This is a genomic window from Acinetobacter schindleri, assembly GCF_010918895.1.
GTDB classification, from domain to species: domain Bacteria; phylum Pseudomonadota; class Gammaproteobacteria; order Pseudomonadales; family Moraxellaceae; genus Acinetobacter; species Acinetobacter schindleri.
This window is the reverse complement of sequence record NZ_CP044483.1, coordinates 2,152,473-2,165,790: the sequence shown is the minus strand read 5'-3', so window position 1 is coordinate 2,165,790 and position 13,318 is coordinate 2,152,473. Positions and strand designations below refer to the sequence as shown.

Here is a 13,318-nt window from a genome sequence, read left to right as displayed (position 1 = left end):
TAATACATGCGGAACGACCTATGTCACAAAAAACCATGCAACACGTCATCATTACAGAACCGGGTGGAGTGGATAAACTTGCTTATGAAACGGTTGTTATTCCTGAACCGAAGGCCGATGAGGTGCTGGTCAAGGTTCATGCCTTTGGAATTAACCGTCCTGATATCTTGCAGCGTCAGGGCTTGTACCCAATGCCAAAAGGGGTGACGCCTGTTCCAGGTCTGGAAGTAGCCGGTGAAGTGGTTGCAGTCGGAAGTGACGTAAATCAGTTTAAAGTCGGTGACAAGGTGTGTGGCCTGACCAATGGTGGGGGCTATGCAGAATATTGCGTCGTACCTGAAAGCCAGACTTTGAATATTCCTGAAAACGTAAGCTTTATTCAGGCCGCTGCGATTCCTGAAACCTTCTTTACGGTGTGGGCAAATGTATTCCAGATGGGTAAAGCCAAGGCGGGAGAAACGGTGCTGGTGCATGGTGGAACCAGTGGAATTGGAACCACGGCACTCATGCTATGTAAATCCTTGGGTATTAAAACCTTTGCCACAGCAGGTAGTGACGAAAAAATCCAGGCGATTTCACATCTGACCACAGGAATTAATTACAAAACTCAGGACTTTGAGCAGGTGATTAATGAAGTGACAGACAATGCTGGTGTAGATGTGATTCTGGATATGGTTGGTGCGCCCTATCTGGAGAAAAATCTGAATCTATTACGCCGTGATGGTCGTCTGGTGTATATCGCATTCTTGGGTGGTGCCAAGGCTAAGGAAGTGAAGCTGGGTCAGATTATGATGAAGCGCCTGACAATTACTGGTTCAACCATGCGTGCGCGTAACACAGCGGAAAAAGCTGAAATTGCACAAGGTCTGAAAGTGCATGTAGCACCTTTATGGGCAAAAGGTGAATGTTTGCCAATGATTTATAAGACTTTCAAATTTAATCAGATTCAGGATGCACATGCAGCTATGGATACAGGCGAACATATCGGAAAAATTGTGGTAGAAGTGATCTAGTTCACATATTATTAAAATACTTAAAGGAGGGGGCTAATGGCTTCCCTCCCTTTTTTTGTGCAAAAAATGACAAGGTATGTCAGTTTTTAGCAGTACAATAACAGCTGAAATTTATAGCATTTAAACTTGAAAGAAAACATACTTATTTATGTGAAAATTTTCTCAAAGTCTTTTTTATAAAAATATATAAATAACAAATATTTAGAGTTTTTATTTGAGAGCTGTTTTATTAATTCCGACGAACGGTAGTTATGTTTTTGAACTTTAAGTAAAAAATGGTCAGTTTTTTGCAATCCTTATAGAGACTGTTTATCCAATAGTCACCTTGTTCTCCTTTATCCAAGAGAGTAATAGCGATGATGATTGCAAAAGGACCATTTAAACGGATCCATCAAACTCGAGCACTAACACAAGTGATTCAAGCCAGATTATTTAACCGGGTTACGACACAGCAGGCTAAAATTTTCTATTTGGCATTATTAAATCTTGAAAGTTATATGACCAAATTGTCTAAGCCTAAACGCAAACGTCGTTAAGCCGATTCAAGCTATCTTAGCCTCGCAGAAGGCAAATCTATTTTATCGATTTCGGCTGTAAATGGATTTCACTAAGTTTCAGGCATAAAAAAACCAGCTTTCGCTGGGTTCTTTATTTGCACCATCTTCAGTAGTAGAAGAATGGTGCCCGAGGCCAGACTCGAACTGGCACGCTTTGTGGGCGGGGGATTTTAAATCCCCTGTGTCTACCGATTTCACCACTCGGGCTTTAACAAGATGGAGGCGGAGGTCGGAATCGAACCGGCGTCCACGGAGTTGCAGTCCGCTGCATGACCACTCTGCCACCCCGCCGCGTCTTGTTGATGCGTATATTATCAAGCTCTCAAAAAAAAACAATAGTGTATTCATTCATATGCGCATAAAAGCAGCATATGGCGGAAAATATTGAGAATTATCATGTAGAATGTGCAAAATTGATTCATATCAACACTTGGGAGAAGTGCCGTGGCATTAGTTCTAGACGGTCGTGCATTGGCGAAGCAAATTGAAGCTGACTTGTTAACTCGCGTGGAAGCGCTGAAAGCAAAATCAGGTCGTACTCCAATTCTTGCGACTATTTTGGTAGGTGACGATGGTGCATCTGCAACTTATGTTCGTATGAAAGGCAATGCTTGCCGTCGTGTCGGTATGGATTCATTGAAAGTTGAGCTTCCAAAAGAAACCACAACTGAACAACTTCTTGCAGAAATTGAAAAACTCAATGCAAACCCTGATGTTCACGGTATTTTGTTGCAACACCCAGTGCCTGCGCAAATTGATGAGCGTGCTTGTTTCGACGCAATCTCTCTTGAAAAAGATGTGGACGGTGTAACTTGTCTTGGCTATGGCCGTATGGCGATGGGTGAAGCGGCATATGGTTCTGCAACACCTGCTGGCATCATGACTATCCTGAAAGAAAACAACATTGAAATTGCAGGTAAACACGCTGTTGTTGTCGGCCGTTCTGCAATTCTGGGCAAACCAATGGCAGCGATGCTGCTTGAAGCGAATGCCACTGTGACGATTTGCCATTCACGTACTCAAAACCTGCCGGAATTTGTGAAACAAGCGGATATCATTGTTGGTGCGGTAGGTAAAGCTGAACTGATTCAAAAAGACTGGATCAAACCAGGTGCAGTAGTGGTTGATGCTGGCTTCCATCCACGTGATGGCGGTGGTGTAGGTGATATCCAGTTAGTTGGTATCGAAGAAATTGCTTCTGCTTACACGCCAGTTCCAGGTGGTGTAGGCCCTATGACCATTACCACTTTGATTCGTCAAACGGTTGAAGCTGCTGAGAAAGCATTGGGTTAATTGCTTTGTTCCTTCTCCCTCTGGGAGAAGGCTAGGATGAGGGGTATTAAACCTCTACCTGACCCTCTCCTAAAAGGAGAGGGGATTTTTAAATTAGAATGAATAAAAACCATGAGCTGTACTTTCCAATTTCCTAAAGCCCCTGAGCATCTTCTACAAGCCTTGCATGATGTGATTCCACATTGTGAACTGCATGCACAGCAATTGCCGGATACACCTATTTCACTGTGGCTAATTCCGCCAGTATTTCCAACTGATAAGCTGGATGATGAAGTCATCCGTCGTATCTGGAATGATACGCCGTATTGGATCTTTTGCTGGGCATCTGGTCTTGCGATGGCGCAGTGGCTGCTGGCAGAACCACATCATGTGAAAGATAAAGTAGTGCTGGATTTTGGTGCAGGTTCAGGTGTCGTTGCAATTGCAGCAAAAATGGCAGGTGCAAAACGCGTCATTTGCTGTGACATTGATCAAGTGAGTTTAGAGGCGTGTCGTGCCAATGCTGAGTTAAATAGTGTTGAGCTTGAATACTTGGATGATCTGTATAAAGCAGAACAGGTGGATATCCTGTTAGCCGCCGACGTACTTTATGACCAATGCAACCGTTTCTTCCTGGATGAGTTTTTAAAATTTGCGCCTGAGGTGTGGGTTGCAGATAGTCGGGTAAAAAACTTTAGCCATCCCAAATATGAAAAACTGGATGAGCGTAGTGCTACCACCTGGCCGGATTTGGATGAATCTCCAGAATTCAGAAACGTCAGTTTCTATAAGACACTTTGAAGCGAAAAATAAAAAAAGGGCATTAAGCCCTTTTTTCATATCTTAGAGATTATGAGCAGGTGAATTGAATCACGCGTAATGTGCTTGGGCGGGCATTCAGGGCATCACGCGCGCCTGGATTTTCAGTATTGTACAGGTCAGGCGTGTTGCTTAAGCTGATTTGAGTACGGCTATTGCCGAGCTGGCGACCATACTGTTCATCTGGTAATGCAGTATTACTAATCTCATTACTGCTGAGTACGCTTACATTCCAGTTTTTAGAAGTACCAAGTGCCTGTCTGCAAGCAGCCTGCAATTTTCCTTCATCCTGACTGGTACGACCAGAAAGTGTATAGCGCAATGTTGCAGTATTTGCACTTTGCTCAATAACTTCGTAACCAGATTGACCGTTATAAGGTTGAGGTGTGCTTTGGCAGGCAGTAAGCACCAAAGTGCCGAAACCCAAACCTAGTAGAAAAACTGTTTTTTTCATCATGATGATTTCCCATTTTTTATGCAGCAAGTATGCCATAGCATTGAAAAGACAAAATGGCAGTAAACTTAAAAATCCAATAAAAAAGCTTTCTGAATGTTTCCACTCAGAAAGCTTAAACAGCTCAAGCATTAATTAGTCATCAGTAATCATGCTGTATTTTTTAGTGTCTTTTATGAAGATATAAGTCAGCAATATGCATAAATTCCCATAATCCATGCGCCAATCGGCGCATTAAAAAAACTAAGGTAAAACAGCAACAGCTTTACGGTATCATCGTCCTTAGGGGAAACTTACGAAGCAAAATATAAAGTAAAGGCTGCATAAACATACCAGTCGTGCATTCGACCAGGTTTCCTGTGAAACCACCGAGAATAGAGTTGACACATGTTTTATCGAAGTAAAGTTAAATAATTACAGTGTCTTATGCTGATGTGGTTTTTAATTTTTTATAGAACTTGAGTCTTAATAAAACAAGAGAGATAGTTTTGATAATTCAAAGCATTAAATTATTTAATTTTATATTAAATTATTGATTTTTAATATAATTTTTATTGATCAAATGTTGTTGAATAATTTAAGAGGTATTAGAGAAATCTAATAACTGCAAAAATTGGAAAAATGAAAGTACTTAAATTTAATGAATAACCAGTAATAAAAAAGGCCGCTTATGCGACCTTTTTAAATTAAACCAGCAATTATGCAGATTTAACAGCTTCTAGTAATTCAGCTTGGCGTTTTTTCAACGCTTCTGGCATACGGTCGCCTAGTTTTTCGAACAATTCAGTATGGCTTTCAAGTTCTTTGATCCATTGATCTTTATCTTGAGAAGTTACAAGGTCAAACTGCTCTTTAGAGAAGTCAGTACCAGTCCAGTTCAACTGTTCGTAAGTTGGAACACGGCCAATTGGAGTGTCAACAGCAGTTGCACGACCTTCACAACGATCGATGATCCACTCAAGAACACGCATGTTTTGACCGAAACCAGGCCATACAAAGTTACCTTCAGCATCGCGACGGAACCAGTTCACGTTATAGATACCTGGAAGCTTGTTACCAGCAGCAGCAGCTTTCTCGCCAACTTTCTCACCCATTTCTAACCAGTGAGTGAAGTAGTCAGCCATGTTGTAGCCAGCAAATGGAAGCATTGCGAATGGATCACGACGGACAACACCTTGTTGACCAACAGCAGCAGCAGTAGTTTCAGAGCCCATAGTTGCAGCTTTATAAACACCGTCTACCCAGTCAAATGCTTCTGAGATTAGAGGCACTGTATCCGCACGGCGACCACCGAAAATGAACGCAGAAATTGGAACGCCTGCTGGATTTTCCCAGTCAGCATCGATAGAAGGGCATTGACCCGCAGCAACGGTGAAGCGAGCATTCGGGTGAGCTGCTTTTTCTTCGCCAGTGTGTGGTTGACCTTTCCAGTTAGTCAGGTTTGCAGGCGCTTCTTTAGTTAGACCTTCCCACCATACTTCGCCGTTGTCAGTCACAGCAACGTTTGTATAGATCACGTCTTTATGAAGTGTTGCCATACAGTTCGGGTTAGTTTTGGTATTTGTACCAGGCGCTACACCGAAGAAACCAGCTTCAGGGTTAATTGCATATAGACGACCGTCTTCACCTGGTTTGATCCAGGCAATATCGTCACCTACAGTTTCAATCTTCCAGCCTTCGTAGCCCGCTGGTGGAATCAACATCGCGAAGTTTGTTTTACCACACGCAGAAGGGAATGCAGCTGCGATGTAATGTTTTTCGCCTTGTGGATTCGTCACGCCAAGGATCAGCATGTGTTCAGCTAACCAACCTTGTTGACGACCCATGTAAGATGCAATACGTAAAGCTAGACATTTTTTACCTAGCAATGCGTTACCGCCGTAACCAGAACCGTAAGACCAGATTTCACGCGTTTCTGGATAATGTACGATCCATTTGTCTGGGTTACATGGCCAAGCAACGTCTTTTTGACCTTCTTCCAATGGTGCACCAACAGTGTGTACACATGGAACGAATTCGCCGTCAGTACCTAAAACGTCATAAACCGCTTTACCCATACGCGCCATTTTAGACATGCTAACAGCAACATAAGGAGAGTCAGTCAGTTCGATACCGATGTGTGCAATATGAGAACCTAAAGGACCCATAGAGAAAGGAACAACGTACAAAGTACGACCTTTCATTGAACCGTCAAATAAGCCATTTAGGCGAGCACGCATTTCAGCTGGAGCTTCCCAGTTATTTGTCGCGCCAGCGTCTTCTTTGTTTTCTGAACAGATATAAGTACGACCTTCAACACGAGCAACGTCAGAAGGATCAGAATTTGCAAGGTAAGAACCTGGATGAGTTTCCTGGTTAAGCGCTTGCATTGTGCCGTTAGCGATCATCAAGTCGATATAACGTTGATACTCTTCTGCGCTACCGTCACACCATTCAATTTTTGCTGGTTTTGTTAATTTAGCAATCTCTTCCACCCAAGCAATAAGCTTAGGGTGACGAACGAATTCTGGTGCGTTCACTTGGGTCATGGTGAGGCCTATCTCAAAAGTGTACAAAACTATGTACAAAGTATAGTCTGGGTGATGAAAACATCGCCCAGATGAAATATGAAAAAAAAGTGGCTGTATTAAAGCATAAAATGACAAAAAAAATAAGACCAAAGCAGGGTTAGAGTTAAATTGTCACATAATGCAATATTTTAAATAAGTATTTAAAAAACAGTAGTATATAAAATAACATTGCAGAGTAATCTTGTATTTATTTTAATTATGGTTAATATTTTTAATAAATATAATTATGAAAAACATTTACTTATTATTTTTCTAGGAATGACTCTTATCATTGATTAAATAAATGAGGGTAATTTGAATTTTGCATAGTACTGAATGACATCTGTTTAGCATTTAGACAGTTTGCCAGAAAAATAATCAATGCTGATGATTTTCCGAACTATTATAAACCATATATATCTAATTTCTATCACATAAAAGGCTGTGGTTATAGAATGTTGGAGTCATTTCTATTTAAGATCATGATTGAACTTTGCTATATAGCTTATTGTGATTTTAAATTTTTGATTTTAAAAATAAAATTTATAATTTCTGCTTTCTTAAAGCGCCTAAGAAAAACCACTTTAAGATTAATTTTTAATTGGTTAGTAACTTACGATTGGTAGGTATTAGAAAGTCAACCTTGATCTTTTAGGCTTAGCTCTATGAAGCCAATAACAGTATTCTCCAGGTAAGTATCTTCAACGAATGTGGGCATAGAAATGATCATCCTGTACAAGGCTGAAGCACTATATAAATAGTATTCATTATGTGGAAAAAATTATCTATATAACTAGGTCATTCCAAGAAATAGCTTTATATAGAAGATGAGTTTAAGGTGTTTGCACTGCTTATTTTAAATTATTTATCAGATAGGAAAGAGGAGTAGCGCTGTATCTACTGACTGTTCAAATATAAGCACTATTATACTTCACCACGTTCTTAAAGAAGCTTATAGAAAGATGAAAAATTCTGAAAACTGAAGGCTATACTCTAATTTCAGACTGGCCTTGAAGAAAAAAGCAGCAAAAGTATATGCACATGATAAAAAAATAAAAAAAAATGAATTTTTTTTCAGTTTTACCCTTGAAGCGATTTATTCCATCTCCATAAAAGTGACATCTAAAAGTTTTGATGACGACCAGGGAATAACTAAGTCGTCATCAGTAATCAAAAAGACTTAGTCTGATGGAGTTAAAAATGAGCAACATTCGTCCATTACATGACCGCGTTGTTATTCGTCGTGTTGAAGAAGAAACTAAAACAGCTGGCGGTATTTTACTTCCAGGTTCTGCAGCAGAAAAACCAGCGCAAGGGGAAATTATTGCAGTTGGTAATGGTCAAATCACTGACAATGGCGTACGCGCGTTAGACGTTAAAGTTGGCGACAAAGTATTGTTCGGCACTTATGCAGGTACAACTGTAAAAGTAGACGGGGAAGAACTACTTATCATGAAAGAATCTGACATTTTAGCGGTTCTTGAAGGTTAATCTTCGCTAAAACAGTCTTACATATTCCATATCAGATTTTGTAAAGCTATTAAAAATACTCGGAGTCAAATATGTCAGCTAAAGACGTAAAATTTGGTGATTCAGCTCGTGCGAAAATGATCGCTGGTGTGAACATCCTTGCAGATGCTGTAAAAGTTACCCTTGGTCCTAAAGGCCGTAACGTTGTCATCGACCGTTCTTTCGGTGCACCACATATTACTAAAGATGGTGTAACTGTGGCGAAAGAAATTACTTTAAAAGACAAGTTCGAGAACATGGGTGCTCAACTTGTTCGCGAAGTATCTTCAAAAACCAATGACATCGCTGGTGACGGTACCACAACTGCGACTGTTCTTGCTCAAGCAATCTTAAATGAAGGTATCAAGTCAGTAACTGCGGGTATGAACCCAATGGATCTGAAACGTGGTATCGATATTGCAGTGAAAACTTTAGTTGCTGAAATCAAGGCGACTGCTCAGCCTGCTTCTGATTCTAAAGCAATTGAGCAAGTAGGTTCGATCTCTGCTAACTCTGACACTACTGTTGGTAAACTGATTGCGCAAGCAATGGAAAAAGTAGGTAAAGAGGGTGTGATCACTGTTGAAGAGGGTTCAGGCTTCGAAGATGCACTTGACGTTGTAGAGGGTATGCAGTTTGACCGTGGTTATATCTCTCCATACTTCGCAAACAAACAAGACACGCTAACTGCTGAACTTGAAAACCCATACATCCTATTGGTTGACAAGAAAATCAGTAACATCCGTGAATTGATCACTGTACTGGAAGCAGTTGCGAAAACTGGTAAACCACTTCTGATCATTGCTGAAGATGTTGAAGGCGAAGCGCTTGCAACTCTGGTTGTTAACAACATGCGCGGTATCATTAAAGTATGTGCTGTTAAAGCACCTGGCTTCGGTGACCGTCGTAAAGCAATGCTGCAAGACATCGCGATCCTGACTGGCGGTACTGTGATTTCTGAAGAAATCGGTATGCAGTTAGACCAAACGACTCTTGAACACCTGGGTACTGCGCACAAAGTAACAGTTTCTAAAGAAAACACAGTGATTGTGGATGGCGCTGGTAATGCAGCTCAGATCTCTGACCGTGTTCAACAGATCCGTGCGCAAATCGAAGAATCTACTTCTGAATACGACAAAGAAAAACTTCAAGAACGCGTAGCTAAATTGGCTGGCGGTGTTGCTGTTATCAAAATCGGTGCTGCAACTGAAGTTGAAATGAAAGAGAAGAAAGACCGTGTAGACGATGCACTTCACGCAACTCGCGCAGCGGTTGAAGAAGGTGTTGTTGCGGGTGGTGGTGTTGCACTGGTACGTGCTGCAGCTGCACTTGACGGTGTGAAGGGTGCAAATGATGACCAGAACGTAGGTATCAGCATTCTTCGTCGTGCAATTGAAGCGCCACTTCGTCAAATCGTATCTAATGCTGGTGATGAGCCTTCAGTTGTGATTAATGCAGTGAAAAATGGCCAAGGTAACTTTGGTTACAACGCTGCAACTGGCGAATACGGCGATATGCTTGAAATGGGTATTCTTGATCCAGCAAAAGTAACACGTTCTGCGCTTGAGCATGCTGCTTCTGTTGCTGCATTAATGTTGACAACTGAATGTATGATCACTGATATCCCAGAAGACAAACCTGCTATGCCTGATATGGGCGGCATGGGTGGTATGGGCGGCATGATGTAATTCATCAACCGGTCATTGATCTAAAAAATCCCCGCATTTGCGGGGATTTTTTTCATTCAGGTTAGCTGAAAAATATTAATGTTTGATTAATCTGTAATTCAGATTACTGTTAATTTTCTCGCCAGTTTGAATATCTCGAGCTTCTAAGAAATTTTCACCGACAAAGAATTTACGATTTTCACCTTTTTCATCCAGCGTAATAATTGAAGTCATTTTAGGGTCAAAGCTAAAACTTCCTTTGGTTTTGGTTTCTGTGCTTTTGGTATCGGAAACATACTCTTCTTTCAACTCATAGGTTTTGTCAGGATGAAGTTCCAGCTCCACTTTAATGGCTTCACAATCCGCACATGGGAAAGTTCCTTCGTATTCGCCCGCCCAGTCAAGAGAAGTTTCTGCAGTATCGCCTGCAGGTAAGCTGCGTGATGTCGCTGACGTATTCATCTGAGCAGAATTTTCTGAATCCATATTTTCATTGCTAGAGGGTTCTTGGGTTTTAGAACAGGCACTTAAACCTAGCGTGATTGTGGTCATTGCGACGATAAGGAGAGACTTTTTCATTTTTATGCCCGTTTTGCATTTGCTAATATTCAACATAAAAATTTAAAAATCATAAGGGTAGTATAACTTTGTAAATGATGTATTGATTAAGTGAAATTCACTCTGCACGTGTGATGAGGTAAAGGAATTGCTAAAATAATAAAAAATAAAATCACTATCATCTCAAATAAATAGTGCTTTCACAGGTTTAAAAAAATAATAATGAGGGCAATGATGGATTTGAATAAAGAAAATAACATTATTGCGCATATCTATGATGCAGCACTGGATCCTCAGTTATGGACTCAGGTTATGCATGAGTTAGTGGAATACACACAAAGTAAGACAGCCATCTTTACTGCGATGGATCAGCTCAACCCAGTTTACAACTTTGTCCATACCTATAATATTCCTTATGAAGGTCTAGCAGCTTATCGGGATGAACGTATTCAAGTCATTGATATGAAGCTGCACTTGCCGCTATGGAATGAGATTGCAGTGGGAGAGGCTTTACAGATCAATTGTCAGCATTATCCCTCCATGAAAGGTTCGGAAGAGCATATCTTTTATGAAAAATGTTTAAAGCCTACCGGTATTTTACATCTTGCAGGTGTATTGCTGGATCGTGGTGATTTTAGTTGGGCGGTACTGGGAATTCACCGGGCACCTGAAGCCACCCCTTATGGTAAAGAGCAACTGGATTTTCTGGAGCGTATCAGTATTCATTTAAGGCGAGCGCTACAGATTTATCGTCAGTTCAGTTTAGTTATTCAGGATAAGTACAATGCTTATCAGGCCATGAACGCTCTAAAGGTCGGGATTATATTATTACTTGAGAATTTCGAGATACAGTTTGCCAATATTGAAGCAAAAAAAATGCTGAGTCAGAATCAGGAAATTGAAATAGATCAGTACAATTATCTGAAGCTTAATAGAGCCTATCATCTGCAACTAGAACAACTTATCAGAGGGTCTTTACAGCAGGGAAGTGGGGGAATAAGTAAAATCGGTGGAGTAATGGCTGTAGAGGATGCAACAGGTCATTGCATCATGCTGACAATCGTACCTTGGTCGAAACAGTCAATAACATCTATTGAAGAATCGAGACAATATCAAGTTGCAATATTTTTGACGGACCGAAATCAATACCATATCTTGTCACAAAGCTATTTAAGGCAGCATTATCAGTTGACATGTCGGGAGATCGCATTATGTGAATACCTGATCAATGGTTATAAACCTGAAGAGATTGCTGAACAGATGCAACTCAGTATTCAAACCATTAGAACTTATATGAAAAAGATTTATGAAAAGCTAGAAGTGAATAGCCAGATTGAGCTGATACATAAGTTGATGAACTGTACGTTACAGTTTCAGCATATTGCATAAAAAGCCAGGTTAATTACCTGGCTTTTTAAAGTTATACCAAGAGATATTACGTTGTTGGCTGTGGCTCAGGAGCGGGTTCTGGATCACGCTGGAAATCAGCCCGAGTGAAAGTGACAGCAGGTTCACCTGTTGGGGTTAATGTCATGGTAGTTGCATTAACTGTATAGGTTCCAAGAACGAATGGAGAGGTTTGACTATCATGTAGACCACAACTTTCATTTGTATCGAACAAGTTATTGGTGACTGTGAGGATGTTGTTCGAAGTAGTGTATTGGCCATATTCAATACCCTCTGGGCCACAATCCTCTCCTCCTATAGTATCAATCAGGAAGTAGTAGCCGTCGTTCAAGAATACCAGTACATGGGTATCATCCAGCTCCCACGTACCTACGAGGCCATTGGTTGAATTTTCTACTCGTGTAAGGGTAGAGGTATCATCTTCATCCAAACCAGTTTCAGTAAGAACTAAGTTTGTACCGTCAAAAGTTAGGGTATAACCTTCGTCACCTTCTGAATCTGAAAGCCCCCATGACCCATTAGTGTCACCATTTTCATCAATCACAGGTGTGATAACCCCACCTTTCCAGTTCCACTGAAGATTCCCAAGTTCATAACCTGGTTCTCCATCATCATCTGCCTCATCGGCTTCACCTAGTTTGTAGCTACCATCGGTATAAACCACTAAAATGACTTTATCCGATTTATCTGCAGAGCCTAATTGCCATGTGCCAGCAATATCTTTATAGAAAGCTTCTTGAATATTAGCTGCAGCTTCATCAGGAGTAACTGGAGTTACGTCGCTAAGCTGTAATTGGTCCTGAATAAGGGTTGTTATACTGTTATCAGAATCCTCTAGTGCTGTCTCGAATGTAGTTGCAGAGGTGAAAGCTGTGTTAATTCGATTAATGACATCTTGAGTAATTTGAATACCATTATCATGAGCATTGTAATCTGCGGGAGCACCTGTTGGCGGTGTAATATAATCTGCATCAATCGATTGCAGGAAGATTGTTAATGCTTCTTCTAATTCTTCATCTTCATTTCCAGGTATGTCTGGATCATTCTCATAAAGATCTGTCGGAGTAATCCGGGCTTGAGCTGGAACTCCATCCTGTTCACCTAGCTGAAGGTTTCCGATAAAGAATCTAATTGTATCACCTGTATTATAATTAAATTTACCTTCCGCATTGGTAGAGCCTCTTACACCACTTGATGTTTCATAGCGGACGTTTTCAATTGGGCCATCAGTCAAGATACCTTGCTGTGTTCCAGGTGGGTTGCCACCATTTCCTGGTGAGTGATGGTCATCGTCATCATCATTACATGCGGTTAATGCAAGGGTGGAAAGCATTACTGCGAGTATAGTTTTTTTCATCATTGACCCCATGGGTGGTTTATAATTGTCCACCTGAGTCTAGGGAAGCCAATGATTAAGGAATATCCCAATATTGGGAGGTTGATTGTATAAAAAGTGCATCAAATAATGTATTTACAATCGATTACAAAGAGAATTAAACACTAATATTGGTAC

General features: G+C 40.7%; 11 protein-coding genes, 2 tRNA genes and 1 pseudogene. 7 read left to right on the top strand and 7 right to left on the bottom strand.

Features of this window, described 5'->3' with window-relative positions; all coding sequences use genetic code 11:
- Positions 1–20 precede the first annotated feature (20 nt).
- Together FSC11_RS10470 and FSC11_RS10465 are read left to right on the top strand one after the other, a co-directional pair.
- Entirely contained in the window at positions 21–1,013 is a 993-nt protein-coding gene (locus tag FSC11_RS10470) for an NAD(P)H-quinone oxidoreductase (protein WP_163166759.1), read from the top strand.
- Positions 1,014–1,369: 356 nt separating this feature from the next.
- Complete coding sequence (locus FSC11_RS10465) at positions 1,370–1,549, top strand: hypothetical protein (RefSeq protein WP_004810797.1); 180 nt, start codon at positions 1,370–1,372, stop codon at positions 1,547–1,549.
- A gap of 142 nt (positions 1,550–1,691) precedes the next feature.
- Here FSC11_RS10465 and FSC11_RS10460 read toward each other — a convergent pair.
- Both FSC11_RS10460 and FSC11_RS10455 read right to left on the bottom strand, forming a co-directional pair.
- Positions 1,692–1,777, bottom strand: a tRNA-Leu gene (locus FSC11_RS10460).
- A gap of 10 nt (positions 1,778–1,787) precedes the next feature.
- A tRNA-Cys gene (locus tag FSC11_RS10455) sits at positions 1,788–1,861 on the bottom strand.
- 153 nt (positions 1,862–2,014) lie between these two features.
- On the opposite strand from FSC11_RS10455, the gene folD reads away from it, so the two are divergent.
- Positions 2,015–2,863, top strand: coding sequence for a bifunctional methylenetetrahydrofolate dehydrogenase/methenyltetrahydrofolate cyclohydrolase FolD (gene folD / locus FSC11_RS10450; RefSeq protein WP_004810794.1), 849 nt, complete (start codon positions 2,015–2,017; stop codon positions 2,861–2,863).
- A 111-nt stretch (positions 2,864–2,974) separates the two neighbouring features.
- The gene (locus tag FSC11_RS10445; RefSeq protein WP_004810792.1) at positions 2,975–3,643 is read left to right on the top strand and encodes a class I SAM-dependent methyltransferase; all 669 of its coding nucleotides are present in this window, start codon (positions 2,975–2,977) and stop codon (positions 3,641–3,643) included.
- 49 nt (positions 3,644–3,692) lie between these two features.
- Here the strand turns inward: FSC11_RS10445 and FSC11_RS10440 are convergent, their stop codons facing one another.
- The 3 genes and pseudogenes from FSC11_RS10440 to FSC11_RS10435 form a co-directional block, all read right to left on the bottom strand.
- Entirely contained in the window at positions 3,693–4,115 is a 423-nt protein-coding gene (locus tag FSC11_RS10440) for a hypothetical protein (protein ID WP_008301936.1), read from the bottom strand.
- A 197-nt stretch (positions 4,116–4,312) separates the two neighbouring features.
- Positions 4,313–4,509: pseudogene (locus tag FSC11_RS16280) on the bottom strand (alpha-ketoglutarate permease); the annotation flags it as partial.
- Positions 4,510–4,813: 304 nt separating this feature from the next.
- Entirely contained in the window at positions 4,814–6,643 is a 1,830-nt protein-coding gene (locus FSC11_RS10435) for a phosphoenolpyruvate carboxykinase (GTP) (RefSeq protein ID WP_076753237.1), read from the bottom strand.
- A 1,221-nt stretch (positions 6,644–7,864) separates the two neighbouring features.
- On the opposite strand from FSC11_RS10435, the gene FSC11_RS10430 reads away from it, so the two are divergent.
- Together FSC11_RS10430 and groL are read left to right on the top strand one after the other, a co-directional pair.
- Positions 7,865–8,155, top strand: a complete 291-nt coding sequence (locus FSC11_RS10430; protein WP_004810787.1) for a co-chaperone GroES — start codon at positions 7,865–7,867, stop codon at positions 8,153–8,155.
- Positions 8,156–8,226: 71 nt separating this feature from the next.
- The gene (gene groL / locus FSC11_RS10425) at positions 8,227–9,861 is read left to right on the top strand and encodes a chaperonin GroEL (protein ID WP_004810785.1); all 1,635 of its coding nucleotides are present in this window, start codon (positions 8,227–8,229) and stop codon (positions 9,859–9,861) included.
- A 75-nt stretch (positions 9,862–9,936) separates the two neighbouring features.
- Here groL and FSC11_RS10420 read toward each other — a convergent pair whose 3' ends face one another.
- Complete coding sequence (locus tag FSC11_RS10420; RefSeq protein WP_163166757.1) at positions 9,937–10,419, bottom strand: copper resistance protein NlpE; 483 nt, start codon at positions 10,417–10,419, stop codon at positions 9,937–9,939.
- Positions 10,420–10,632: 213 nt separating this feature from the next.
- Between FSC11_RS10420 and FSC11_RS10415 the strand changes: the two genes are divergently transcribed.
- On the top strand, positions 10,633–11,787 hold the full coding sequence (locus tag FSC11_RS10415; protein ID WP_163167776.1) for a helix-turn-helix transcriptional regulator: 1,155 nt from the start codon (positions 10,633–10,635) through the stop codon (positions 11,785–11,787).
- A 46-nt stretch (positions 11,788–11,833) separates the two neighbouring features.
- Here FSC11_RS10415 and FSC11_RS10410 read toward each other — a convergent pair whose 3' ends face one another.
- Positions 11,834–13,165, bottom strand: coding sequence for a hypothetical protein (locus tag FSC11_RS10410; protein WP_005221272.1), 1,332 nt, complete (start codon positions 13,163–13,165; stop codon positions 11,834–11,836).
- Positions 13,166–13,318: the final 153 nt, after the last annotated feature.